The organism is Pseudomonas sp. KH_050, from assembly GCF_057838875.1.
The window spans coordinates 1,542,076-1,566,694 of sequence record NZ_CM174478.1; the positions used below are offsets into that span (position 1 = coordinate 1,542,076).

Consider the following 24,619-nt stretch of genomic DNA (forward strand, 5'->3'; position numbering starts at 1 on the left):
ATGGCAACTCTCGAATTACGCAACGTCAACAAAACCTACGGCAGCGGTTTGCCGGACACCCTGAAAAACATCGAACTGAAGATCGATGACGGTGAGTTCCTGATCCTCGTCGGCCCGTCCGGCTGTGGCAAGTCGACCTTGATGAACTGCATCGCCGGCCTGGAAAACATCAGCGGCGGTTCGATCCTGGTGGACGACTCCGACATCAGTGGCATGAGCCCCAAGGACCGGGACATCGCCATGGTCTTTCAGTCCTATGCGCTGTACCCGACCATGAGCGTGCGCGACAACATCGCCTTCGGTTTGAAGATCCGCAAAATGCCGGCGGCCGAGATCGAAGAAGAAGTCGCCCGGGTTGCCAAACTGCTGCAAATCGAACACCTGCTCGGGCGCAAACCCGGCCAGCTCTCCGGTGGTCAACAACAGCGAGTGGCCATGGGCCGCGCATTGGCCCGGCGACCGAAGATTTATCTGTTCGACGAACCGCTGTCCAACCTCGACGCCAAGCTGCGGGTCGAGATGCGCACCGAAATGAAACTGATGCACCAGCGCCTGAAAACCACCACGGTCTACGTCACCCACGACCAGATCGAAGCCATGACCCTGGGTGACAAGGTTGCGGTGATGAAGGACGGGATCATTCAGCAGTTCGGTACGCCGAAGCAGATTTACAACGACCCGGCCAACCTGTTCGTCGCCAGCTTCATTGGCTCACCGCCGATGAACTTTATCCCGCTGCGTCTGCAACGCAAGGAAGGCCGCCTGCTGGCGCTGCTCGACAGCGGCCAGGCGCGCTGCGAACTGCCGCTGGGCATGCAGGACGCCGGACTCGAAGATCGCGAAGTGATCCTTGGCATGCGTCCAGAGCAAATCGTGCTGGCGCCGAACGAGCCTAATGGCCTGCCGGTTATTCGAGCCGAAGTCCAGGTCACCGAGCCGACCGGGCCGGACACCCTGGTGTTCGTCAATCTCAACGAGACCAAGGTCTGCTGCCGTCTGGCGCCGGATGTCGCGCCGCAAGTGGGCGAGACCCTGACCCTGCAATTCGATCCATCCAAAGTGCTGCTGTTCGACGCCAGGACCGGAGAACGCCTGGGGGCTGCCGGTCTACCAAAAACCGAGACTCACAGTGCCAACGTCGCGCAATTCAAAGGGCGCTGAAGATTAAAAATGTCCCACTGGGGGTACCCGGCGGATCGCTTTTCGTCCGCCGCAACCGATGTAAACCGCGTTAGAAAAAAAGCTAATAACAATAATGACGAGGATGTAGGGATGATGAAGAAGAACAACGCTCAGCTTATCTGCCAGTTGTCAGCCATTGCGCTGATGAGTCTGGCAGGCAGCGTGCATGCTGCTGAAGCGTTCAGCTCCGAGTCGCAATGGATGACGGGTGATTGGGGCGGCGAGCGGACCAGGCTGATCGAGGCCGGTTACGACTTCACGCTGGAGTATGTGGGCGAAGTCGGTTCCAACCTCAAGGGCGGTTACAACGACGACACCACGGCGCGTTACAGCGATCAGTTCGCCATTGGCGCGAAACTGGATCTGGAAAAAATCTTCGGCTGGCACGACGCCGAATTCAAACTGGCGATTACCGAGCGTAGTGGCCGCAACATCTCCAACGACCGCATCGGCGATCCGCGTGCCGGCACTCTCAGTTCCTCGCAGGAAGTCTGGGGGCGTGGCCAGACCTGGCGCCTGACTCAGTTGTGGGTCAAGCAGAAGTACTTCGACGGCGCGCTGGACATCAAGGCCGGTTATTTCGGCGAAGGCGAAGACTTCAACAGCTTCCCGTGCGAATTCCAGAACCTGGCGTTCTGCGGCTCGCAAGTGGGTAACTGGGTCGGCGACATCTGGTACAACTGGCCCGTCAGCCAAGCGGCGATCCGTGTGAAGTACAACATCACGCCCGAGCTTTACGCGCAGATCGGTGCGTACAACCAGAACCCGTCGCAACTGGAAACCGGCAATGGTTTCAAACTCAGCGGCAGCGGTACCGCAGGCACCATCATTCCGGTCGAACTGGTCTGGTCACCTGACGTCAATAGCCTGCCGGGCGAGTACCGCGTCGGTTACTACAAAAGCACCGCCAAGGCTAACGATGTCTTGAAGGACTCCAATGGTCAGGATGCGGCAACGAGCGGCAACGCCTATCGTAGCCACAGCAGCAAGCACGGCTACTGGCTCGTGGCGCAGCAGCAACTCACCGACCACAACGGTGACAAGAGTCGCGGCCTGAACATTGCCGCCAACGCCACCTTCCATGACAAGGACACCAACGTCGTCGACAACTACCAGCAGCTGATGCTGGTCTACAAAGGACCGTTCAACGCACGTTCGAAAGACGACGTGGGCATCGGTATCGCTCGCATCCATGTCAATGAAGATGTGCAGAAAAACACCAAACTGATCAACGCCGTCAACGGTATCGACGACTATGACAACCCAGGCTTCATGCCAGTCCGGGACACCGAGTACAACGCCGAGATCAACTACGGCTTCCACGTTACCAACTGGCTGACCGTGCGTCCGAACCTGCAATACGTGAAGCACCCCGGTGGTGTGGACCAGGTCGACGACGCGATCGTCGCCGGCTTGAAAATTCAGTCGGTGTTCTAACTCAGCTGCGATAAGCTCCCTCTCTTTGTGCGCATTGTGGCGAGGGGGCTTGCCCCCGCTGGAGCGCGAAGCGGTCCTAAAACCAGCAACCACATTTTGTCAGGCAAACCGCATTCACAAGTTTTACGACTGCTGCGCAGCCGAACGAGGCGATGCGGCGTTCCGACAAGCCCCCTCGCCACAAATGATCTCCACTGGTAGGGCAAATGATTTTCAGGACCGCGGCACATGCATGAGCACCCGCTACAACGCTTTTTCACCTCCCGGCGCGAGCGTCCGACTTTTGCCTGGGAGCGTTATCAGGCACGTGATGTGCTGGTGATCGATCATCCGCTGTGTCAGGCGGTGTTCAGCCGTCAGGGCGCGCAACTGTTGCACTTCCAGCCTCGGGGGCAAAAACCCTGGCTCTGGTGTGCGGCGAAGTGGCCGCAGGTCGGGGCGATCCGTGGTGGCGTGCCGGTGTGTTGGCCCTGGTATGGCCGTCATCCAAGCGAAAACGCCTGGCCCTCCCATGGCTGGGCACGCTTGATCGACTGGAAACTACTCGACAGCAGCAGTGACGAAGACGGCGTGCACCTGCACTGGCAATTGCAGCTGTGCGACTGGCAAGTGGATTTGCATGGGCACCTGGGCGAAAGCCTGGACTTGCGCCTGAGCACCGAGCATCAGGACAGCCTGCCGTGCCAGTTGAGTCATGCGTTGCACGCCTACTGGCGTATTGGTGACGTTGGCGAGGTAGCGCTGTCTGGGCTCGATGGCGCGCAAGGTTATGACCAATTGAGCCGGCAGGCTTGCCAGCAGAAGGGCGAGTTGCGGGTCGAAGGCGGATGCCAGCGAGTGTTCCAGCAGGTGGGTGAATTGCAGCTGATCGATCACGCTTGGCAGCGCGAGTTGTGCATCGATACCGGGGACAGCGCCGATACCGTGGTCTGGCATCCCGGGCCACGGCCGTTGCTGGGAGTGAGCTGGAGCGAGGTCTGTGGATTCGTCTGCGTCGAAGCGGCCCGAGGCGGGACCGACAGCCTCAGCCTGGCGCCGGGGGAGAGGGCGCATTTGAGTTTGCAGGCGCGGGTTGGGGTGTAAAAAGCAAGATCAAAAGATCGCAGCCTGCGGCAGCTCCTACAAAGGATCGGCGAACACCTGTAGGAGCTGCCGCAGGCTGCGATCTTTTCCGCGAAGCGGCCTTAACTAAACTCATCCCCAATCGGATACCGGCTGGCGTTGAGGCTTTCCTTGATCTTGCGCAGGTGCGGCTGGAAGTCCACGCCACGGCGCAGGGTCATGCCAGTGGCGAGTACGTCGAGCACCGTGAGCTGGATGATCCGCGAGGTCATCGGCATGTAGATGTCGGTGTCTTCCGGCAGCGGAATGTTCAGGCTCAGGGTGCTGGCCTTGGCCAGCGGTGAGCCGGCGGCGGTCAGGCCGAGTACCGAAGCGCCGTTCTCCCGGGCGATGCGCGCCACTTCCACCAGTTCGCGGGTGCGGCCGGTGTAGGAAATGATCACGAACAACTCGCCGGTATGCGCCACAGAGGCAATCATCCGCTGCATCAGCACGTCGGCATGGGCGGTGACGGCCAGGTTGAAGCGGAAGAACTTGTGCTGCGCATCCAGCGCCACCGGGGCCGAAGCCCCGAGGCCGAAAAAGTGGATCTGCCGGGCCTGGATCAACAGGTCGACGGCGCGGCTGATCAGGTTCGGGTCCAGCGCCTGGCAGGCGCTGTCCAGGGACGCGATGGCGCTGCCAAAGATCTTTTGGGTATAGGCTTCAGGATTGTCGTCGGCCTCCACCGCACGGCTGACATACGCCGCACCGCTGGCCAGGCTCTGGGCCAGCTGCAGCTTGAGTTCCGGGTAGCCGCTGACGCCGAACGAGCGGCAGAAACGGTTGACCGTCGGCTCGCTGACCGAAGCGGCCTGGGCGAGGGCGGCGATGCTGAAGCGGGTCGCCTGCTGCGGATTGAGCAGGATGACTTCGGCAACCTTGCGCTCAGCCTTGTTCAGTTCTTCGAGGCGTTTCTGGATCGTTTCCAGAAGATTTCGCACGCGGTCCATTCGGATTTCCTTGGTCGGCTATGCAAATTGGGCCTTTGAAGCGGCCCTTGGCGGTGGCCTATCCTACTGATGGCCTCGACCTACCACCACTCGGAATCTATATTTTGAGTAAATGTTGTGGTTATTACTACATTTTCCCTTGAGTGATGCCTTAAAAAAAGGTATTTGTAGCTTAACTTGATAAAAGAACAAACATCATGCCTTCGATTACGGTTGAACCTTGCACCTTTGCCCTGTTCGGCGCCCTTGGCGATCTGGCGCTTCGCAAGTTGTTTCCTGCCTTGTATCAGCTCGATGGCGCTGGCCTGCTGCACGAGGACACACGGATTCTCGCGCTGGCCCGCGAGCCTGGCAGCGAGCAGCAGCATCTGGCCTTTATCGCGGCCGAACTGCGCCGTTACGTAGACGCCAAGGAGTTCGACGAAGCCCTGGCCGAACGCTTCCTGGCGCGCCTGAGTTACCTGCATGTCGACTTCCTCAAGGCTGACGATTATGTCGCCCTGGCCGAGCAGACCGGCACCGTGCAGCGGGTGATTGCCTACTTCGCCACACCGGCGGCGGTTTACGGTGCGATTTGCGAGAACCTGTCGAAGGTTGGCCTGACCGAGAACACCCGCGTGGTGCTGGAAAAACCCATCGGTTCCGACCTCGAGTCGTCGCGCAAGGTCAATGATGCGGTGGCGCAGTTCTTCCCGGAAAACCGCACGTACCGGATCGACCACTACCTGGGCAAGGAAACGGTACAAAACCTGATCGCCCTGCGCTTTGCCAATAGCCTGTTCGAAACCCAGTGGAACCAGAATTATATCTCCCACGTGGAAATCACCGTGGCCGAGAAGGTCGGGATCGAAGGCCGTTGGGGCTACTTCGACAAGGCCGGCCAGCTGCGGGACATGATCCAGAATCACCTGCTGCAACTGCTTTGCCTGATCGCCATGGACCCTCCGGCCGACCTGTCCGCCGATAGCATCCGTGACGAAAAAGTCAAGGTTCTCAAGGCGCTGGCGCCGATCAGCCCGGAAGGCCTGACTACCCAAGTGGTGCGTGGTCAATACATCGCCGGTTACAGCGAAGGCAAATCGGTACCGGGTTATCTGGAGGAAGAAAACTCCAACACCCAGAGCGACACCGAAACCTTCGTCGCGCTGCGTGCCGACATTCGCAACTGGCGCTGGGCCGGGGTGCCGTTTTACCTGCGCACCGGCAAGCGCATGCCGCAGAAGCTGTCGCAAATCGTCATCCACTTCAAGGAACCGTCGCACTACATCTTCGCCCCTGAGCAGCGCCTGCAGATCAGCAACAAACTGATCATCCGCCTGCAACCGGACGAAGGTATTTCCCTGCGGGTGATGACCAAGGAACAAGGCCTGGACAAAGGCATGCAGCTGCGCAGCGGTCCGTTGCAGCTGAATTTTTCCGACACCTGGCGCAGTGCACGGATTCCCGATGCCTACGAGCGGTTGTTGCTGGAAGTAATGCGGGGCAATCAGAACCTGTTTGTCCGTAAAGATGAAATCGAAGCCGCGTGGAAATGGTGTGACCAGTTGATCGCCGGGTGGAAGAAATCCGGTGATGCGCCCAAGCCGTACGCGGCGGGTTCCTGGGGGCCGATGAGCTCGATTGCACTGATTACGCGAGATGGGAGGTCGTGGTATGGCGATATCTGAATTGAAACTGCCTCAGGGCGTCAGCGCCCATGAGTTCCGCAGCCCGGTGCTGCTGGCCGAAGGGCTGGCACTGAAGGTGGCCAAGCACTTAAGCGACGCTATCAGCGAGCGCGGCACAGCGGTGCTGGTGGTGTCCGGTGGGCGCAGCCCGGTGGCGTTTTTCCAGCACCTGGCCAAGCAGACCCTGGATTGGTCGAATGTGGTGGTCAGCCTGGCTGACGAGCGCTGGGTCCCGGTGGAGCATCCCGACAGCAATGCCGGCCTGCTCAAGCGCTACCTGTTCCAGGGCCCGGCGGCCAAGGCACGGTTCCTGAGCCTTTACAGCGCCGCCGCCAATCTTGAACAAGCGACCGAGCACGCCGATCGGCTGCTGGCTGAGTTGCCTTCGATCGACGCATTGGTCTTGGGCATGGGCGACGATGGGCATACCGCCTCTCTGTTTCCCAACAGCCCGAACCTTGAAGAAGCGCTCAAGGCCGATGGCTCACGCCGCTGCTGGCCGATGCTGGCGCCAACCGTGCCCCATCAGCGCCTGAGCATGAGCCGTGCGCTGCTGGCGTCATCGAAGTTCAAGGTTCTATCGATTTCCGGTCAGTCGAAACTGACCACCCTGAGTGCCGCACTGGCCGGCGATTCTGTCGCCGAAATGCCGATTCGCGCGTTTTTGCAACCTACGTTAGAGATTTACTGGTGCCCATGAACCAAGGATCAGCCGCTATGAAAAACCCACTCCCGACCGTTTCCATGGCGGACAAAGTTGCCCTGATCGACAGCCTCTGCGCCAAGGCGCGGATTCTGCCGGTGATCACCATCGCCCGCGAGCAAGACATTCTGCCTCTGGCCGATGCGCTGGCCGCCGGTGGTTTGACTGCCCTGGAAGTGACCCTGCGTTCGCAGTTCGGCCTCAAGGCGATTCAGCTGCTGCGCGAGCAGCGTCCGGAGTTGGTCACCGGTGCCGGTACCGTGCTTGATCGCACGATGCTTGCCGCTGCTGAAGCGGCTGGCTCGCAATTCATCGTCACCCCTGGCATCACCCGCGATTTGCTTGAAGCCAGCGTCGACAGCCCGATTCCACTGTTGCCCGGGATCAGCAACGCCTCCGGCATCATGGAAGGCTACGCACTGGGTTATCGTCGCTTCAAGCTGTTCCCGGCGGAAGTCAGCGGCGGCGTCGCTGCGATCAAGGCCCTTGGCGGTCCGTTCGGCGAAGTGCGCTTCTGCCCGACTGGCGGTGTCAGCCCGGCCAATATCAAGAGCTATATGGCCTTGAAGAATGTGATGTGCGTCGGCGGAAGCTGGATGCTGGATCCCGAGTGGATCAAAAACGGCGACTGGGCGCGGATTCAGGAATGTACCGCCGAGGCGTTGGCCCTGCTGGACTGATCTGAATTTATTGAAATCGTTGTTGTTCTACGGCTTTACGGCGCACTTGGTCAGTGCGCCGTTTTTTTTTGCCGATTTTATGAGTTCTATCTTTTCTGAAGAAATAAATACAAACAAAACCCACAGCTGTGCTTTTACCAGGTTATCTATTCTGAGCAGGTAGCCTGTCTTGAACAGGTCTAACAACAATTAATGAAATGTGGGTGTTTTTCATGGAAGAGAAATCAAAAACCGTACTCGATCCAGAGACTGTTTTGCGTACAAGGGCCAGGATGTGTGTGTTTTCGCCCGAACAGATCGCCGGCCCGTATTTTCGAAATGACAAGCTTCACCGAGTGGATATTACCGAAGGCGTCGCGGGTATCCCTTTGCAGTTGAATCTGCGCATCGTCAATTCGACAACTTGCCAGCCTGTCGAAGGCGTTCTGGTTGATGTCTGGCATTGTGATGCCAAAGGGCGTTACTCGGGCTGGAGCGGGGTAGATCCGGACCAGGAGGCTCCATCTGGAGAGATTGGCTCTATACCGCGAACCGATGAAGACAGTTATCTGAGAGGCTGTGGCTTTACCGATAAAAACGGAGACAGCAGCTTCTGCACTATATTTCCAGGTTTTTACGCTGGCAGAGCAACCCATGTTCACGTTGCGGTGAGAAAACCTGGAGATAATGAAGATCGGCATGTTGCTTATGTCGGTCAGCTATATTTCCCCGAACTTATTTCGTATCGAGTCAATGAGACACAAGCGTACGTTGGCCGAAAAATCGCTCGATTAACCAACGCTCAAGACGACATTTACAGTGAAATGCAGGGGCTCGGAACCCTGCTGGATGTCGGCTGGATTCACCGAGGGACCGCAGAGGAACGTTTATTGGGCAGTGTGGTGATCGGTATTGATCCAGATGCTTTTTCAGAGCATATAAAACCCGAAGATTTCGATAAGGACACTGTTTGAATCATTCAGTGAAGCGCCGGAAATACCCGGCGCCTCTCATGTAATAAAGCCGGGTTGTCATCTCAGTTCATTCAAGGCCTTGGCCAACAACCGCATATCCGCCGCGCTGGTGGTAAATCCCGGGGTAATGCGAATGCACGGGCCGCACGCCGAGCCACTGCGCACCACGGTAAACAGGTTGTAGTCGTTGAGCAGACGCTCGGCCATTACCTGCTGATCGGCGTGCCGGGTGAAGCGCATCGAGGTGATGCCGCAATACAGTCGCGGGTCGTCTGGAGTCATCACTTCAATGTCCGGCAGCTTGCGAACTTCGTTCACCCACAGGTTGCGCAAATAATTCAGCCGCGCGCCTTTGGCGGCCGAACCGCCCATGACCCGATGTTCTTCAATCACCAGCGGCAAGGTCAGCAGCGCCGGAATGTTGGGCGTGCTGTGGGCGGTGCGCGAGCGGATGTCGGTGATCGGGAAGTGGCTTTCTCCCATGTCCGGATCAATGTCGGCCAGACGCTGCGGGGCGATATAGAGAAAGCCCAGGGTCAGCGGCGCGCCAATCCATTTCTGCAGATTGAAACCGGCAAAGGAAATACCCAGTTCATCGAGGTCGAACTCGATCTGGCCGAGGGCGTGGGCGCCGTCGAGGATCACATCGACCCCATGTTCGCGCGCCGCCGCGGCAATTGCCTGGACCGGCATGACCAGCCCGGTGCGATGGGTCACGTGGGTCAGTGCCATCAGCTTCAAGCGCGGGTAGCGCACGAAAGCTTCGCGGTAGCTCGCCAGCAAGCTGTCGAAGCTGGCGGGGTGGCTATGCTCGATCTCGATCACTTCTACTGCGCGATGGCGCGCCAGCCAGCGCATCGCGCCTTTGACCGTGTCGTACTCCAGATCGCTGAGCAGCACTTGATCGCCCGGTTGCAAGCGGTTGTAGTTGCGAATCAGCGATTGCAGGGCGTCCGAGGCGCAGCGGGTGAGGGCGACCGCTTCAGGATCGACCCCCAGCAACCCGGCCAGCTGCCGACGAATTTGCGGGCTTTCGACCTGTTCGAACTGCTGGCGCACATGCACCGAGTTGCTGCGGTTGATGAAGGCGATATTGCGCTGATACTCATCAACCACGGTGCGGCTCATGCGCCCGAAGTACCCGTTTTCCAGGTTGATGGGACCTGGGTCGACATCGTAGCGATCGGCGAATGTCCGCCAGAAAGCTTCATCGTAAGCGCGGTAGGTGTTCTCAGGCATGGTTCGACTCGCTCAGTGACGCGGTTTGGGTTTGCCGTGCTTGGCGCGCAAAGGGTCGAGCAGGTCAGACAAGCCGTTATGATCGATTTCCTGCATCAAGGCCAGCAGTCCGCCCAATTCGCCGTGAGGAAAACCTTGGCGAGCGAACCAGTTGAGGTATTGTCCGGGCAGGTCGGCAATGATGCGGCCCTTGTATTTTCCAAAGGGCATTTCGCGAGTGACCAGCAGTTCAAGCTTTTCGGGATTCATGGCACAACCGTCTTGATTCAACGTTCTGGAAAATACAGGCATTCTGCATGCAGGCCAATTGACAGATCATGCAAATAACTCGGATACAAATTTATCTGTATAAAATAACTATCTGAAAAATAACAATAAATACTCCAGTCCAGGGCTGGCATGCGAGGTGCAATAGCTATAACACCTCTCAACCTGGAAGGAGTTGAAAAATGACTGACATGAATAAAGAAGCTATTTCGGTCCTGAACGATTTGATCGAAACCTGCAAAGACGGGCAGGAAGGTTTCAAGACGTGCGCTGAAGACATCAAGAATCCAGAACTCAAAGCGCTGTTCATCAAACGTTCCACTGACTGCGCCACCGCTGCTGCTGAATTGCAGACCGCCGTGCGCTCGATGGGGGGTGACCCGCAAATGTCTACCAGTGTCAGCGGTGATCTGCACCGTCGCTGGGTCGACCTCAAGTCGCTGGTCACCGGTAAGGACGAAGAGGCCGTGCTTAACGAAGCCGAACGCGGTGAAGACCACGCGTTGAAGGCTTACAAAAGCGCACTGGAAACCATTAACAAACATAACCTGGTGGGCATTCGTGACCTGGTGGAACGCCAATACCATGGCGTTCAACGCAACCACGACCAGGTGAAAGCCCTGCGCAATCAGGCGCGCGCCCGTTCGTAAGCACTGATTGCCGGTCAAAAGCGCCAGCCAGTCTGGCGTTTTTTCATGAGTCGGATTTAGCGCTGGACTAACATTAGTTAGCTTGCTAATAATTGTCTCATCCCATCCCCCACGCCTATCCCGGCTATCGTTACGTTGTCGTTTCAAGGGTTCCTTCCGTGCGTATGACCTTGCGAGCTCTGCTTGCACCTGACCTCCCCGCGCTGCAGTTCGCGATCAAAACTGTGCTCGGCGCTGGCCTGGCGCTGTGGCTGGCGTTGCGCTGGGGACTGGAGCAACCGGCCTGGGCCTTGATGACAGCGATTATTGTCGCGCAACCGCTGTCCGGCATGGTGGTGCAGAAGGGCCTGGCCCGGCTGGTGGGAACCCTGGTGGGCACCTTCATGTCAGTCGTGTTCATGGGCTTGTTTGCCCAGACACCCTGGTTGTTTTTGCTGGCTCTGGCGTTGTGGCTGGGGCTGTGCACGGCCAGTTCGACCTTACTGCGCAGCGCCTGGTCCTATTCTTTTGTGCTGGCTGGGTACACCGTGGCGATCATTGCCTTGCCGGCACTGACTCATCCGCTGACGGTGTTCGATCAGGCCGTGGCGCGTTGCACGGAAATCAGTCTCGGAATCGTCTGCGCCACCGCCAGTAGTGCGTTGTTGTGGCCGATGCGAGTCGAGCGGCAACTGGCCGAGCAGGCGCGTACGGCGTGGCAGAGTGGATTGCAAGCCGCCCGTGCAACCCTGGTCGGGGATGCTCAGGCGCGTAAAGGATTGCTCGAAATTCTCGGGCGGATAGTCGCGGTGGATGCTCAGCGCGAGCATGCCTGGTTCGAGGGCGGCCTGGGTCGCCAGCGCGCCCGGGCCATCAGTGGCTTGAGTCAGAAGCTGTTGATGCTATTGCGGATTGCCCGTTCGGTGCGTCGCCAATGGCGGCAGCTGGACGAGCGCGAAGCCGCACAACTGGCGCCCTGGTTGAGCGAAGTGCAGCAGGCGCTGGATGCCTCGGATACCCACGCTTTGCAGGCCTTGCGCCCGCAGGTGCAGGGCGCCGCCCATGACCCGCAGATCAGTCCGGCCCAAAGTTATTGTCTGGCGCGTCTGGCCTTGCTGCTGGATACCGCGTTGGGGGCGGGACTGGCGTTGCGTTCAGTGGAGGAGGGCAGCAAACCGAGCGAGCAACCCAACAGCCTGGCTCCTCATCGCGACCTCGCGCTGGCGCTGGTGTTCGGTGCTCGCAGTGCCTTGGCTTTCTTGACCGTCGCCTGTTTCTGGCTGGCGACCGCCTGGCCCGCAGCATCGGCAGCGATGCTGTTGACCTGTGTAGTCTGCAGCCTGTTTGCCAGCCGCGAAAATGGCGCGCAGATCGGTATGAGTTTTTTGCGCGGGATCCTGCTGGCGATTCCCGTGGCCTTTGTCGTCGGAGAAATCCTGCTGCCGCAATGGAGCGGCTTTCCAATGCTCTGCATGGCCATGGGCGTACCGCTGTTCTTTGGCGCGCTGGGCATGGCCAAGCCGCAGATCGGCGCAACGGCTACCTCCTTTTGCCTGCATTTCGTGGTGCTGGTATCGCCATTGAACGCGATGAAATTTGACGTCGCGACCTTCCTGAACAGCGCCCAGGCGATAGTGCTCGGAGTCGGTGCCGCGGTGCTGGCTTTCCATCTACTGATCCTGCGTGACCCGGCGTGGCACGGTCGCCGATTGCTGGCCGCGACCCTCGATGATCTGGTGCGGCTGACCCGACGCAATCTGCGGGGCGCGGAAAGCTGGTTCGGTGGGCGCATGGCCGATCGGTTGCTGCAGCTGGCGCGGCATTATCCGGAATTGCCGCAGCGAGCCCGCAGCCACTGGGATGACGGTTTGCTCGGGTTGGACATCGGCGATGAGCTGTTGCATTTGCGCTTGAGCCTGGCTGTCGCGCAAGTGCCGGTCAGCCGGCAGCAACGCAACTACCTTCAGCAGCTTGAAAGCCTGCTGGAGCAAGGTCCGGACGCCAGCCGCGCCGATGCCCTCGCGCAACCCGGTGCGGCGTTACTGAAAACCCTGCAAGCCTTGCCGCCCAGCGATGCGCTGAAACTGGCCGAGGGCGCCGTGCTGCAATTGCACACCAGTTGGCGCAACTGGTGTCGCCAGCAGGAGGAAAACCATGGGGCTGCGTGAGTGGTCGCTGGGCGGGGTTCTGCTCAGTCCATTTCTGATTTATGTCGTGCTGGCCTTGCTGCTGACCGGGGCGTTGCGCATGTTGTTGCGCTTCACGCCGTTGGGACGCTGGATCTGGCACGAAGCACTGTTCGATTGTGCCTTGTATGTCTGTGTATTGACCCTGGTCACCGTCGTCCTCGGACCCTTATAAGGAGTTGCCCATGCGTACATCGGTACGTGTCGCTATAACCCTGTGCCTGGTGGCTGTGGCGCTATTCGCCGGCTTCCATCTGTGGCAGTACTACATGCTCACGCCCTGGACCCGGGATGCGAAGATTCGTGCCGACGTAGTGATAGTCGCGCCGGATGTTTCCGGTTGGGTGCGCCAGCTCAAGGTCTACGATAACCAGCAGGTAAAAGCTGGGGATTTGTTGTTGAGCATCGATCGCGACCGTTTCGAAGCCGCCCTGGAGAAGGCCCGGGCGGTGGTGCAGACCCGTCAACAGCAACTCAGTTTGCGCGAGCATGAAGCGAGTCGTCGCGCCAGTCTCGGGCCACAGGCAATCAGCGCCGAACTGCGCGAGAACGCCCAGATCAATGCCGCAATTGCCCGGGGAGAACTGCGCCAGGCTCAGGCTGAAGCCAAGGTCGCCGAACTCAATCTGGCCCGCAGCGAGGTGCATGCCCCTCGCAGCGGCCACATCACCAACCTGCGACTGGCTGAAGGCAACTACGTGAATGCCGGGCAGCCGGTGATGGCTTTGATCGATGATTCGACCTTCTACGTGCAAGCCTATTTCGAAGAAACAAAACTGCCGCGGATTCAAGTCGGTGATCCGGTCAAGGTCTGGCTGATGAGTGCCGGCGAAGCGTTGCAAGGGCATGTCGAAAGCGTCAGCCGCGGTATCACCGACCGCAACGCCACGCCGGATGCGCAACTGCTGGCAGAGGTGGAGCCGACCTTTAACTGGGTACGTCTGGCGCAGCGGATTCCGGTGCGGATCAAACTCGACAAACTGCCTGAGGGGATCAACCTGAGCGCGGGAATGACCGCGAGTGTGCAGGTGCAGGAGAAGAAGTAGTCGAGAGGGTCAATGGTCCGCAAAAAGATCGCAGCCTGCGGCAGCTCCTACGCCGGCCGAGTACCCCCGCGCAATTGCACGTGGACGCAAATCCTGGAGCTGCCGATAGGCTGCGATCTTTTAGGGAGATGTTGGGTCGCAAGGACCTCAGCCAATACTGATCGCCGGCAACTTCGCCAATGTCACAGTCTGCTGCTTGCGCGGGGCGAGGATCTCGGCTTCGCCATCGACTACCAATTCGTCACGCTGGTTGAATACCCGAGTGGCGATGCGCACGCGGAATTTCGGCAGCTTCTCGAGGATTTCCAGGCGTACGGTCAGGGTATCGCCGATCTTCACCGCCTTCTGGAAGCTCATTTGCTGACCGAGATAGATGGTGCCCGGTCCAGGCAGATTGCAGGCAACGGCAGCGCTGATCAGGGCGCCACTGAACATGCCGTGAGCAATGCGCTCCTTGAACATGGTCGCTGCGGCGAATTCGGCGTCCAGGTGCACCGGGTTGTGGTCGCCGGACATCTCGGCGAACAGCTGAATATCGCGCTCTTCGACGGTTTTGCTATAGCTGGCGGTCTGGCCGACTTCGAGGGCTTGGTAAGGGGTGTTGGTAACCTGGGTCATCTGTCTCGAGTCCTGTGACGAATTAAATTAACTTGCTTCGATTGTTGAACGTTATTCGGTTTTGGCTGGCCGGCGATTGTTCAGTGCCTGCGCCAGCCAGGCCAGCAGATCGGCGATCACTTCATCGCGATTGCTTTCATTGAACAGTTCATGGCGCGCCTGCGGGTAAATATTCAGTTGCAGGCACTGACTCCCGGCCGCGCGAAACGCGTCGGCCAGGTCCTTGAGACGTGTGCCATTGCTTACCGGATCACATTCGCCGCCCATCACCAACAGCGGCAGGCCCGGATCGATCTGAGCGAGATTGGACGCTTTGCTGATTTGCTGCAAGCCACCGAGCAGGTCGATCCATAGCTGGTTGGTGCAGCGGAAGCCGCAGAGCGGGTCTTTGGCGTACTTGTCGACTTCGTCGGGATCGCGGCTGAGCCAGTCATAAGGTGTTCGATTGGGTTTAAAGGCTTTGTTGAACGATCCGAATGACAACCATTCGATCAGCGCACTGCGGCCGGTGGCACCCTGGCGCAAGCGTTCGAAACGAGCGATCAGGCGAGCCGCGCGGTAAAGCGCAATGGGCTGAAAGTTCGAGCCACTGAGAACCGCCCCATGCAGGCTGGCACTGTGGTGCAGCAGGTAGGCCTGGGCGATGTAGCTGCCCATGCTGTGGCCGAGCATCACAATGGGTGTTCCGTGATGTTGCTGGCCGATGTGCTGATTGAGACAGGCCAGGTCGCCGACTACTTTACTCCAGCCATCCTTGTCCGCGTAATGCCCCAGCACGCCCTGCTCGGCGGTTTTGCCGTGGCCGCGCAGGTCCGGGGCGTACACACCATAGCCGTTGGCGCAGAGCACTTCGGCCAGACGGGCATAACGGCCGCTGTGTTCTGCCATGCCGTGAGCCAGCAGGATCAGTGCTTTGGGTGGGCCTTCGGGCAGCCACTGATTGACGAAAAGGCGGCTGCGGTCACTCGCGGTCAGCCAGAAAGTATCGTGGATCATGGCGATTCCTTTGCACGGGGTCGCTGCATTGTATAGCGCATCCTTTGCTTGCCGTCTGATCAGGCCACGCCGCGGGGGGAAGATTCACACCATCTATGACGCTGTTCGGCATATTTGCCTGAATCGCCATAGCTGCTAACGTCCGAAGAGCCCCGCCTTTCAAAGTGACAGAGATGCGGCTTGGACACGCTCAGGTAAAGAGGAACAAAAACAATGCAACCTGATTTCTGGAATGACAAACGCCCGGCCGGCGTCCCCCTGGACATCGATCTGGGGGCCTACAAGTCGGTGATCGAGGTTTTCGAGCGTTCCTGCAAGAAATTCGCTGACCGCCCGGCGTTCAGCAATATGGGGGTGACCCTGACGTACGCTGAGCTGGAGCGCCACAGCGCGGCGTTCGCCGGCTACCTGCAAACGCACACCGATCTGGTGGCTGGCGATCGTATCGCGGTGCAGATGCCCAACGTCCTGCATTACCCGATTGCCGTGTTTGGTGCCTTGCGCGCCGGGTTGATCGTGGTCAACACCAATCCGCTGTACACCCCGCGGGAGATGCGCCATCAGTTCAAGGATTCCGGTGCCCGGGCTCTGGTTTACCTGAATATGTTCGGCCAGAAAGTCCAGGAAGTGCTGGGCGATACCGATATCCAGTACCTGATCGAAGCGAAAATGGGCGACCTGATGCCTGCCGCCAAGGGCTGGCTGGTCAACACCATGGTCGACAAAGTGAAGAAGATGGTGCCGGCCTACAAATTGCCCCGGGCCATTTCCTTCAAGAGTGCACTGCGTCTGGGGCGGGGGCGGGGCATCAGGCCGCTGAAGGTCAGTCTCAACGATATCGCGGTGCTGCAATACACCGGCGGCACCACTGGCCTGGCCAAAGGCGCGATGCTGACCCACGGCAACCTGGTGGCGAACATGCAGCAAGCGCGGGCTTGCCTGTCCCAGCTTGGGGCCGATGGCCAGCCACTGCTCAAGGAAGGCCGCGAGGTGATGATCGCGCCGCTGCCGCTTTACCATATCTATGCCTTCACCGCGAATTGCATGTGCATGATGGTTACGGGTAACCACAACGTGCTGATCACCAATCCGCGGGACATCGCCGGCTTTATCAAGGAGCTGAAAAACTGGCGTTTCTCGGCGTTGCTGGGACTCAACACCCTGTTTGTCGCGCTGATGGATCACCCGGACTTCAAGACCCTGGACTTCTCCAGCCTGAAACTCACCAACTCCGGTGGTACGGCGCTGGTCAAGGCCACTGCCGAACGCTGGCTGGCCATGACCGGTTGCCGCATTACCGAAGGTTACGGGCTGACCGAAACTTCGCCGGTGGCCTGCACCAACCCTTACGGCGACAAATCGCGGCTGGGCACGGTTGGGCTGCCCGTTCCGGGGACGACCTTGAAGGTTATTGATGACGAGGGCATCGAGCAGCCGATGGGGGAGCGCGGCGAACTCTGCATCAAGGGGCCGCAGATCATGAAGGGCTACTGGCAACAAGCCGAAGCCACGGCGCAGGTCCTGGATGCTGAAGGCTGGTTCAAGTCAGGCGACATCGCGGTGATCGATCCAGACGGCTTTGTGCGTATCGTCGATCGCAAGAAAGACATGATCATCGTCTCGGGTTTCAACGTGTACCCGAACGAAATCGAAGATGTGGTCATGGCCCACCCGAAAGTTGCCAACTGCGCAGTGATCGGTGTGCCGGACGATCGTTCGGGAGAGGCGGTGAAATTGTTTGTGGTCGCGCGCGAGTCGGGTGTCAGCCTTGAAGAGCTGAAGGCTTACTGCAAGGAAAACTTCACCGGTTACAAAGTACCGAAACATATCGTGCTGCGTGAATCGCTGCCGATGACGCCAGTGGGCAAGATCCTGCGGCGGGAGTTGCGCGATATCGCCTGATGAGGCGTTGTTGAAACCGGATTTTCGCGGCGCCTTTAAAAGATCGTCTGAACGCAGCCCGAATCTGCGGCAGCTCCTACGGGATTTGTGCTCACCGAAATGTGTAGGAGTTGCCGCAGGCTGCGATCTTTTACTTTTAAAAGACCCATTTCAGAGGCTTTGAAAGCATTATAGAATCTTTGCTCTAAAAATGACTATTGAGTTGTCTTGAGTCATAAATGTGACTGTGCGGGCCTTCTTTGGCTCTAGTCGACCCTTGGCAAAGCTGCTACTCTCGGCCCGCTTGTGACTTCTCGGCCTTAAGTAAAAGCCAGATTCACCAATAAAACACACACCAATAATAATCGCATCAAATGCGGTGATGAACTCGCGTTGCTGAGGAGTGGGCTTCCATGAACGAAAACTTTTGGAAGGATAAATACCCGGCTGGAATTGCTGCTGATATCAATCCAGACGAGTATCCGAACATTCAGGCGGTGTTGAGGCAATCGTGCCAACGCTTTGCCAACAAACCGGCCTTTAGCAACCTCGGCAAGACGCTCACCTACGGTGAACTGTACGAATTGTCAGGCGCTTTTGCCGCTTATCTGCAACAGCATACCGACTTGCAACCCGGTGATCGAATCGCCGTGCAGTTGCCGAACCTGTTGCAATACCCGATCGCCGTGTTTGGTGCCATTCGCGCCGGTTTGATCGTGGTCAACACCAACCCGCTGTACACCGCGCGGGAAATGGAACACCAATTCAACGACTCCGGCGCCAAGGCCCTGGTGTGCCTGGCCAACATGGCGCACCTGGCGCAAGCCGTGGTTCCCAAGACCTCGGTCAAGCATGTGATCGTTACCGAAGTGGGCGACCTGCTGCCGCCACTCAAGCGCCTGCTGGTCAATAGCGTCATCAAGTATGTGAAAAAGATGGTCCCGGCCTATCACTTGCCCAAGGCCATCAAGTTCAATGACGTGTTGAGCAAAGGCCGTGGCCGTCCGGTCAAAGAGGCCAACCCTGCCAGTAGCGACGTCGCGGTGCTGCAATACACCGGTGGCACCACCGGCGTAGCCAAGGGCGCGATGCTTACCCACCGCAACCTGGTGGCGAACATGCTGCAATGCAAGGCGCTGATGGGCTCCAACCTCAATGAAGGTTGCGAGATCCTGATCACCCCGTTGCCGCTGTACCATATATATGCCTTCACCTTTCATTGCATGGCAATGATGCTGATCGGTAACCACAACATCCTGATCAGCAATCCACGCGACCTGACAGCGATGGTCAAGGAACTGTCCAACTGGAAGTTCAGTGGATTTGTCGGCTTGAACACGCTGTTTGTCGCGCTGTGCAACAACGAGGCATTCCGCAAGCTGGACTTCTCGGCCCTGAAAGTCACCCTGTCGGGCGGCATGGCCCTGCAGCTCGCCGCTGCCGAACGCTGGAAAGCAGTAACCGGTTGCTCGATTTGCGAAGGTTACGGCATGACTGAAACCAGCCCGGTGGCGACGGTCAATCCGATCCAGCACATCCAGATCGGCACCATCGGCATTCCGGTGCCTTCGACTGTCTGCAAAGTCATCGATGACGCCGGTACCGAGCTGGCGTTGGGCGAAGTGGGCGAGCTGTGCGTCAAGGGGCCGCAAGTCATGAAGGGCTACTGGCAGCGTCAGGACGCCACCGACGAAATCCTCGACAGCAAAGGCTGGTTGAAGACCGGTGATATCGCGATCATTCAGCCAGATGGCTACATGCGCATCGTCGATCGCAAGAAAGACATGATTCTGGTCTCTGGTTTCAACGTCTATCCGAACGAGCTGGAAGACGTGCTGGCGACTCTGCCAGGCGTGTTGCAGTGCGCAGCGATCGGCGTGCCGGACGAGAAGTCGGGCGAAGCGATCAAGATTTTCATCGTCGCCAAGCCAGGCGTGACCTTGACCAAGGAGCAGGTGATGGAGCACATGCGTGCCAACGTCACTGGCTACAAAGTGCCGAGAGCCGTCGAGTTCCGCAACGCGCTGCCGACCACCAACGTCGGCAAGATCCTGCGCCGTGAACTGCGCGATGAAGAGCTGAAGAAGCCCGTCTCGATGAAGTAAGTCGACTGCAACACACAAAGCCCGCCGAGTGCGGGCTTTTTGCTGTCTAGCGTTTGCCTTTTACGCAGCCTTTATCATCGAACACGATCTGAGCGCTACGACCTTTCCTGGCGTCGTAGCGATAGCTCGTGGTCGCATTTCGAATGCTGATTTTGTCGGGTTTGCCCAGCGCGCTTTCGACCTCCCGCTGACTCATGCCCGGGACTATTCGCTGGTTGATGATCGCCTGGCGGCGCTCTTTGGCCGTGAGCAGGTTTGCACAACCGTCATCGGATTGTCCGATGATGACCAACGGCTCATTCAAGGATTTCGTACTGAATGTTTCCTCGGGGCGCCTCTTCAGGGCAGTTGGTTTGCTGCCGCCCGGTGCCGGATTGATTACATTTTGAATCAGCAACGTCTCGTGGGGTGCACACCCCAGGGTGGTGAAGGTGACGTGGCCGAGGGCATTTTCACAGCGCTGCACTGCCGTGGCGTTTGCTTGCAACGCCAGCCAGGGCAGGGCGAAACACCAGAGTGAGGTCTTTCTCGATGGCATGCAGCGTCCTCCATGACGGTCCCGAACAAGTGTAGACGGTACTTTTTACGACTCCTGTGTGTTTTCTTTTCTGGATGAGTCGTCGCACATTCAGAAATTCGGGCAACACTCAGGTTTACGTCGCAAGCGCTTGTTCTTGCCAAGATTTTTTAGCGTTAAAAGATGGCAAGCGGTGTATCATTGCGCCCGTCAGCCCCGCCGGGGCTTGTGGAATACCTCCATGGACTTACCCAGTAGTTACTCAGTACCTCGTTTTTACAATCATGAATTGACTGATTGATCTTCCGGCGTGCCCCGCTGCTGGGAGTGGAGTTCGCCTATGTCTGAAGTTGAAGTAAAGAAAACGCAAGAAAGCCTGCAAGACCGCCTATCTCAAGTCGTTGAACTGCTGCATCGTCAGCGAGTGGTCGAAGACCTGACTCATCGCCAGGAAGGTCATCATCAAGACCGGGTCGAGAACCTGGTCCACCGGCAGAACCTGGTCGAGTTGCAGCGCAAACTCGACGACCTGCACTCCGCCGACGTTGCCTACATCCTTGAAGCCTTGCCGCTCGAAGAGCGTCTGACGGTCTGGCAACTGGTCAAGGCCGAGCGCGACGGCGACATCCTTCTTGAAGTCTCCGACTCCGTTCGGGAAACGCTGATCGCCGACATGGATGATCACGAAATCCTGGCGGCCGCCAAGGAAATGGATGCCGACGAACTCGCTGACCTGGCGCCTGAGCTGCCGCGAGATGTCGTCCACGAACTGATGGAAACCCTCGATAGCCAGCAGCGTGAGCGCGTTCGTTCGGCGTTGTCCTATGACGAGGATCAAGTCGGCGCATTGATGGACTTCGAGATGGTGACTATCCGTGAGGATGTCAGTCTCGAAGTAGTGTTGCGTTACTTGCGTCGGCTCAAGGAGTTGCCGAGCCATACCGACAAATTGTTTGTGGTCGATTACGACGGCGTGCTCAAGGGTGTGCTGCCGATCAAGCGCCTGCTGGTCAATGACCCGGACAAGCAAGTATCGGAAGTGATGGCCAGCGATACGGTGAGCTTCCACCCGGACGAAGATGTGTACGACGCCGCCCAGGCGTTCGAACGTTATGACTTGATTTCGGCACCGGTGGTCGACAAGAACGGCAAGCTGATTGGCCGTCTGACCATTGATGAAATGGTCGACCTGATTCGTGAAGAGAGTGAAAACGAAGTCCTCAACATGGCGGGTCTGCGTGAAGAGGAAGATATTTTTGCTTCAGTCTGGAAGTCCCTGCGCAACCGCTGGGCCTGGCTGGCGATCAACCTGATTACCGCCTTTGTTGCTTCCCGGGTAATCGGGCTGTTCGAAGGTTCCATCGAGAAACTGGTGGCCTTGGCTGCGTTGATGCCGATTGTTGCCGGTATCGGCGGCAACTCGGGTAACCAGACGATCACCATGATCGTGCGCGCCATGGCGCTGGATCAGGTCAGCACCGGCAATACTTCGCGGCTGATGCGCAAAGAATTGGCGGTCGGTTTGATCAATGGCCTGGTCTGGGGCGGGGTGATCGGCGTGGTTGCTTATCTTCTCTACGGCAGCTGGTCGCTGGGTGTGGTGATGACCGCGGCGATGACGCTCAATCTGTTGCTGGCGGCATTGATGGGTGTCCTGATCCCCATGACCCTGGCGCGGATCGGTCGCGACCCGGCAATGGGGGCGAGCGTGATGATCACTGCCGTGACTGACAGTGGCGGGTTCTTTATCTTTCTGGGGCTGGCGACGATTTTCCTGCTCTGAGTCTTCTTTGCGCAGCCTTGCCGGTTGGCGGGCTGCGCGCATTCCCTGCTATCCACGTTTGATCAGTCTTCGTTTATGTTCTCTGGTGTGGTCGGTTGCGTCAGATTTCGGGCAAAAAAAAGCCAGCGCGAGGCTGGCTGAGCTTGCGGGAGAAATCAGGAGGCGTCAGTTGCCATTTCGGTGTCATGAGCGATCAGTGACACCAGCGCGTTTTGCTGACGGTGGGAAAGCTGGCGGAAACGTTGAAGCAGTTCGCGTTCATGCAGCGATAGCTCGGGGCTGTCCAGGCGCATGCTCAATTCTTCGCCCAGCGCGCCTTCCTGAATAAGACTTTGCTCCATGCGCGCGATGATTTCAGAGTTCATGCTGCGATGATGATTGCGAGCCACCTCGGCGATGCGTTCACGCATTCCATCGGGCAGACGCACGACGAACTTGTCAGCCGTACGGCTGGAATAAATTGCCTGTTTCAATGGGCGCATATATTTAACCGGTTAGTTCAGGGGAGCGGTTTTCGGAATTGGCCGCAAGATGTCTGTTAGGACAAGCTTTCTTGCCAAATGTTCAACCTGAATTGTTAAGAGGCCCGCATCATGCCTCCAAATGCCAGATCGTTGGCGTCAATTCTGTGACAAATATTGAGCTGGGTAAAGGCGTTATGCCAGCACCAATTATCAGAAATGCGGACTGGTTTGAAAAGTGGGCCCCATCCGCACCTCTAACCGCTTCCTCTTGCCCGTCAGGAGGTGTTTCAAGCCTCCGCTGCGCGCAATTTATGCGGATACGATCGTTTATCCTTCTTGTATAGGATAGTGGCAAATGGCCGATTTACTAGGTAGTCAAGCGACAAGAGACGTTACCCGGATACCCGGCAGGCTCATCTATCTGATGGGGCCGTCAGGAGCAGGCAAGGACAGTCTGATAGGCGCATCCCGCGAGCCTTTGCACAGGCTTGGCTGTGAGGTGGTACGGCGGGTTATCACCCGCTCGGCTGAGTCAGTGGGGGAAGATGCGCTCGGGGTCTCTCAAGCGGAATTCGAGCGACTTTGCGAACAAGGTGGTTTTGCCTTGCACTGGCACGCCAATGGTCTGGACTACGGAATACCGGTGCAGATCGATCAGTGGCTGCACAGCGGACGCCATGTCTTGGTCAACGGCTCTCGAGAACATCTGCCCGAAGCGCGCAAGCGTTACCCGGGTTTACTACCTGTTTTGTTGACGGTACGGAGTGATGTGTTGCGCCAGCGCCTGACTCGGCGCGGGCGTGAAAGCACCGATGAAATTGAAGCGAGGCTGCGGCGCAACGAGCTGTTTCTCGCTAATGGATCTTCAGGTGATGCAACCGCAGTCCAGCGCCTGGATAATTCGAACGAGTTGTCCGCCACCGTCGACCATTTCCTCGGGCTGCTGGAGCAGGAGGGTATCAGCGTAGAACCGGATCGAACTTGATTCTGCGTCCGGCAATCAGCGCCATAATGAAACAACCAGCGAAGACTCCGAAAGCAATCATCGGCAGAGAGCTGGCGTCTTTTCCGGTGAGGAAGATATTCAAGACAGCGCTGAGTAATGCCAGAATCAAGAATAATGCGGCTGGTTTCGACATGCTCTGCTCCTGATGAGATGATTCAAAATACCCAGCTTTGCGAAGGTGGACGGTTGGTCTGCTCGACCTGGTTATCCCGCGCAATCCAGGCTGAACCAAGCGCGTGGTCGCTCGCCATTGCCGGCTTTGGTGCTTGATGATGTGTGTAATGGGCGGTGGTTGATGCCGGTTGACTAGCACTGCCATCCGCTTGAAAGTGAAAAACCACTACAACAGCCAATGCGAGCGCATTGAGGAGCAATAGGGCGCTGTTCATAGCGATGTCTCCGTTGTTTCTAGTAAGCGTAATCAAGCAGCCCTCATGCCAAGAGATTAATGTCTGTTAAATCCTTTTAAAACAATGGTTTAGGTTGTTTTTATGAAAGGTGTTCATTGCATTTTGCAATGATGGCATTTTGAAGTGATGCAATTTGCACGATCGCCGAAGGGGGGTAGCCCCTTGCTACCGCTGGCCTACACTTAAAAAGCCTAAGGACGACATGACAAAAGCTGCCTTGGCCGTTAACATGCTCGCCGTCCCTCGCGTCGCACAGTTCACTGCGGTCGCCATTTGTCTCAGTAGCTCAATTGGATAGAGCATCCCCCTCCTAAGGGGAAGGTTGGCAGTTCGAACCTGCCCTGGGACACCATATTTACTCAAGGCTCCAGCAATTCATTCAGTCTCGTGTCTAGCTGGTTGTCGTTCTAAATGACTACTTTGGTGGCTGCTTCGAAAAAGCCTGCCTTCGTTTGATTCCTGCTATGTCCCAACTGCCTGCGCACGATCACGCATCCCGCCTGGAAGAACAAACCGTCGTGGTATCAGATCTCCAGTGAAGACCGGATGATCGCACCCGAGAACCAGCAGCGGATGGCGGGGCGGCTTAACGCCAGAAAGGTCATTACCTTGAAGGCAAGCCACGCATCCCTGGCCTCGAAGCCGCTGGAAGTGGCAGCACTTATAGACGAGGCTGCCACGGAGCTGGAGTCGTTCATTGCTCCAAGCTGAGTGCTCTTCTATATAGAAGGGGCAAAAACCGGCGCTTTTCAGGCTTTTTCAGGCTTATCGATAGAAAGCCTTAATTAAGGGTTGA

At 57.9% G+C, this 24,619-nt stretch carries 24 protein-coding genes, 1 tRNA gene and 1 pseudogene; 17 read left to right on the forward strand and 9 right to left on the reverse strand.

What is annotated here, in order from left to right:
* The 3 genes from AC3IUA_RS07060 to AC3IUA_RS07070 all read left to right on the forward strand — a co-directional run bounded on the left by AC3IUA_RS07060 (position 1) and on the right by AC3IUA_RS07070 (position 3,702).
* Entirely contained in the window at positions 1-1,161 is a 1,161-nt protein-coding gene (locus tag AC3IUA_RS07060) for an ABC transporter ATP-binding protein (protein WP_489359745.1), read from the forward strand.
* 111 nt (positions 1,162-1,272) lie between these two features.
* Positions 1,273-2,619 carry a carbohydrate porin gene (locus tag AC3IUA_RS07065; protein WP_489359746.1) on the forward strand — a complete coding sequence of 449 codons (1,347 nt, stop codon included), beginning with the start codon at positions 1,273-1,275 and terminating at the stop codon, positions 2,617-2,619.
* A 228-nt stretch (positions 2,620-2,847) separates the two neighbouring features.
* Positions 2,848-3,702, forward strand: coding sequence for a D-hexose-6-phosphate mutarotase (locus AC3IUA_RS07070; protein ID WP_489359747.1), 855 nt, complete (start codon positions 2,848-2,850; stop codon positions 3,700-3,702).
* Between the two features lie 101 nt (positions 3,703-3,803).
* Here the strand turns inward: AC3IUA_RS07070 and AC3IUA_RS07075 are convergent, their stop codons facing one another.
* On the reverse strand, positions 3,804-4,664 hold the full coding sequence (locus AC3IUA_RS07075; RefSeq protein WP_191624367.1) for a MurR/RpiR family transcriptional regulator: 861 nt from the start codon (positions 4,662-4,664) through the stop codon (positions 3,804-3,806).
* 206 nt (positions 4,665-4,870) lie between these two features.
* Between AC3IUA_RS07075 and zwf the strand changes: the two genes are divergently transcribed.
* The 4 genes from zwf to AC3IUA_RS07095 all read left to right on the forward strand — a co-directional run bounded on the left by zwf (position 4,871) and on the right by AC3IUA_RS07095 (position 8,676).
* A complete protein-coding gene (gene zwf, locus AC3IUA_RS07080; protein WP_489359748.1) occupies positions 4,871-6,340 on the forward strand; it encodes a glucose-6-phosphate dehydrogenase in 1,470 nt (489 codons plus the stop codon).
* Positions 6,327-7,040: a 6-phosphogluconolactonase gene (gene pgl, locus AC3IUA_RS07085; RefSeq protein WP_489359749.1), complete on the forward strand. Its 714-nt coding sequence runs from the start codon at positions 6,327-6,329 to the stop codon at positions 7,038-7,040. Before zwf ends, pgl begins: the two co-directional genes overlap by 14 nt.
* Positions 7,041-7,057: 17 nt before the next feature.
* On the forward strand, positions 7,058-7,723 hold the full coding sequence (locus AC3IUA_RS07090; protein WP_489359750.1) for a bifunctional 4-hydroxy-2-oxoglutarate aldolase/2-dehydro-3-deoxy-phosphogluconate aldolase: 666 nt from the start codon (positions 7,058-7,060) through the stop codon (positions 7,721-7,723).
* 212 nt (positions 7,724-7,935) lie between these two features.
* The gene (locus AC3IUA_RS07095; RefSeq protein ID WP_489359751.1) at positions 7,936-8,676 is read left to right on the forward strand and encodes an intradiol ring-cleavage dioxygenase; all 741 of its coding nucleotides are present in this window, start codon (positions 7,936-7,938) and stop codon (positions 8,674-8,676) included.
* Between the two features lie 57 nt (positions 8,677-8,733).
* On the opposite strand, the gene AC3IUA_RS07100 is transcribed toward AC3IUA_RS07095, so the two are convergent.
* Positions 8,734-9,915, reverse strand: coding sequence for an aminotransferase class V-fold PLP-dependent enzyme (locus AC3IUA_RS07100; RefSeq protein ID WP_489359752.1), 1,182 nt, complete (start codon positions 9,913-9,915; stop codon positions 8,734-8,736).
* A gap of 12 nt (positions 9,916-9,927) precedes the next feature.
* Positions 9,928-10,164, reverse strand: a complete 237-nt coding sequence (locus AC3IUA_RS07105) for a DUF3820 family protein (protein WP_150643894.1) — start codon at positions 10,162-10,164, stop codon at positions 9,928-9,930.
* A gap of 200 nt (positions 10,165-10,364) precedes the next feature.
* Between AC3IUA_RS07105 and AC3IUA_RS07110 the strand changes: the two genes are divergently transcribed.
* The 4 genes from AC3IUA_RS07110 to AC3IUA_RS07125 all read left to right on the forward strand — a co-directional run bounded on the left by AC3IUA_RS07110 (position 10,365) and on the right by AC3IUA_RS07125 (position 14,043).
* On the forward strand, positions 10,365-10,832 hold the full coding sequence (locus AC3IUA_RS07110) for a ferritin-like domain-containing protein (RefSeq protein WP_489359753.1): 468 nt from the start codon (positions 10,365-10,367) through the stop codon (positions 10,830-10,832).
* Positions 10,833-10,990: 158 nt separating this feature from the next.
* The gene (locus AC3IUA_RS07115) at positions 10,991-12,979 is read left to right on the forward strand and encodes an FUSC family protein (RefSeq protein WP_489359754.1); all 1,989 of its coding nucleotides are present in this window, start codon (positions 10,991-10,993) and stop codon (positions 12,977-12,979) included.
* The gene (locus AC3IUA_RS07120) at positions 12,966-13,172 is read left to right on the forward strand and encodes a DUF1656 domain-containing protein (RefSeq protein ID WP_489359755.1); all 207 of its coding nucleotides are present in this window, start codon (positions 12,966-12,968) and stop codon (positions 13,170-13,172) included. Before AC3IUA_RS07115 ends, AC3IUA_RS07120 begins: the two co-directional genes overlap by 14 nt.
* 10 nt (positions 13,173-13,182) lie before the next feature.
* Positions 13,183-14,043, forward strand: coding sequence for an efflux RND transporter periplasmic adaptor subunit (locus AC3IUA_RS07125; protein ID WP_489359756.1), 861 nt, complete (start codon positions 13,183-13,185; stop codon positions 14,041-14,043).
* A 147-nt stretch (positions 14,044-14,190) separates the two neighbouring features.
* Here AC3IUA_RS07125 and AC3IUA_RS07130 read toward each other — a convergent pair whose 3' ends face one another.
* A complete protein-coding gene (locus tag AC3IUA_RS07130) occupies positions 14,191-14,661 on the reverse strand; it encodes a MaoC family dehydratase (RefSeq protein ID WP_489359757.1) in 471 nt (156 codons plus the stop codon).
* 51 nt (positions 14,662-14,712) lie between these two features.
* Positions 14,713-15,657 carry an alpha/beta hydrolase gene (locus AC3IUA_RS07135; RefSeq protein ID WP_489359758.1) on the reverse strand — a complete coding sequence of 315 codons (945 nt, stop codon included), beginning with the start codon at positions 15,655-15,657 and terminating at the stop codon, positions 14,713-14,715.
* Positions 15,658-15,870: 213 nt separating this feature from the next.
* Here AC3IUA_RS07135 and fadD2 point away from each other — a divergent pair, with 213 nt between their 5' ends.
* Both fadD2 and fadD1 read left to right on the forward strand, forming a co-directional pair.
* On the forward strand, positions 15,871-17,559 hold the full coding sequence (gene fadD2, locus AC3IUA_RS07140; protein WP_489359759.1) for a long-chain-fatty-acid--CoA ligase FadD2: 1,689 nt from the start codon (positions 15,871-15,873) through the stop codon (positions 17,557-17,559).
* A gap of 392 nt (positions 17,560-17,951) precedes the next feature.
* Positions 17,952-19,643, forward strand: a complete 1,692-nt coding sequence (gene fadD1 / locus AC3IUA_RS07145; RefSeq protein WP_489359760.1) for a long-chain-fatty-acid--CoA ligase FadD1 — start codon at positions 17,952-17,954, stop codon at positions 19,641-19,643.
* Positions 19,644-19,689: 46 nt separating this feature from the next.
* Here fadD1 and AC3IUA_RS07150 read toward each other — a convergent pair whose 3' ends face one another.
* A complete protein-coding gene (locus tag AC3IUA_RS07150; protein ID WP_489359761.1) occupies positions 19,690-20,181 on the reverse strand; it encodes a cell envelope protein SmpA in 492 nt (163 codons plus the stop codon).
* A 319-nt stretch (positions 20,182-20,500) separates the two neighbouring features.
* Here AC3IUA_RS07150 and mgtE point away from each other — a divergent pair, with 319 nt between their 5' ends.
* On the forward strand, positions 20,501-21,943 hold the full coding sequence (mgtE, locus tag AC3IUA_RS07155) for a magnesium transporter (RefSeq protein WP_489359762.1): 1,443 nt from the start codon (positions 20,501-20,503) through the stop codon (positions 21,941-21,943).
* A gap of 155 nt (positions 21,944-22,098) precedes the next feature.
* On the opposite strand, the gene AC3IUA_RS07160 is transcribed toward mgtE, so the two are convergent.
* A complete protein-coding gene (locus tag AC3IUA_RS07160; protein ID WP_150805207.1) occupies positions 22,099-22,425 on the reverse strand; it encodes an Arc family DNA-binding protein in 327 nt (108 codons plus the stop codon).
* Positions 22,426-22,807: 382 nt separating this feature from the next.
* On the opposite strand from AC3IUA_RS07160, the gene phnN reads away from it, so the two are divergent.
* Complete coding sequence (gene phnN, locus AC3IUA_RS07165; protein WP_489362261.1) at positions 22,808-23,392, forward strand: phosphonate metabolism protein/1,5-bisphosphokinase (PRPP-forming) PhnN; 585 nt, start codon at positions 22,808-22,810, stop codon at positions 23,390-23,392.
* Here phnN and AC3IUA_RS07170 read toward each other — a convergent pair.
* Both AC3IUA_RS07170 and AC3IUA_RS07175 read right to left on the reverse strand, forming a co-directional pair.
* Positions 23,367-23,546, reverse strand: coding sequence for a PA3371 family protein (locus tag AC3IUA_RS07170; RefSeq protein ID WP_489359763.1), 180 nt, complete (start codon positions 23,544-23,546; stop codon positions 23,367-23,369). The genes phnN and AC3IUA_RS07170 overlap by 26 nt on opposite strands.
* A 22-nt stretch (positions 23,547-23,568) precedes the next feature.
* Positions 23,569-23,802 (reverse strand): hypothetical protein, encoded by a 234-nt coding sequence (locus AC3IUA_RS07175; protein WP_489359764.1) that lies wholly within the window; start codon positions 23,800-23,802, stop codon positions 23,569-23,571.
* Between the two features lie 296 nt (positions 23,803-24,098).
* Here AC3IUA_RS07175 and AC3IUA_RS07180 point away from each other — a divergent pair.
* Together AC3IUA_RS07180 and AC3IUA_RS07185 are read left to right on the forward strand one after the other, a co-directional pair.
* Positions 24,099-24,175: transfer RNA gene (locus AC3IUA_RS07180), tRNA-Arg, on the forward strand.
* Positions 24,176-24,309: 134 nt separating this feature from the next.
* A pseudogene (locus AC3IUA_RS07185) lies at positions 24,310-24,534 on the forward strand (alpha/beta hydrolase); the annotation flags it as partial.
* Positions 24,535-24,619: the final 85 nt, after the last annotated feature.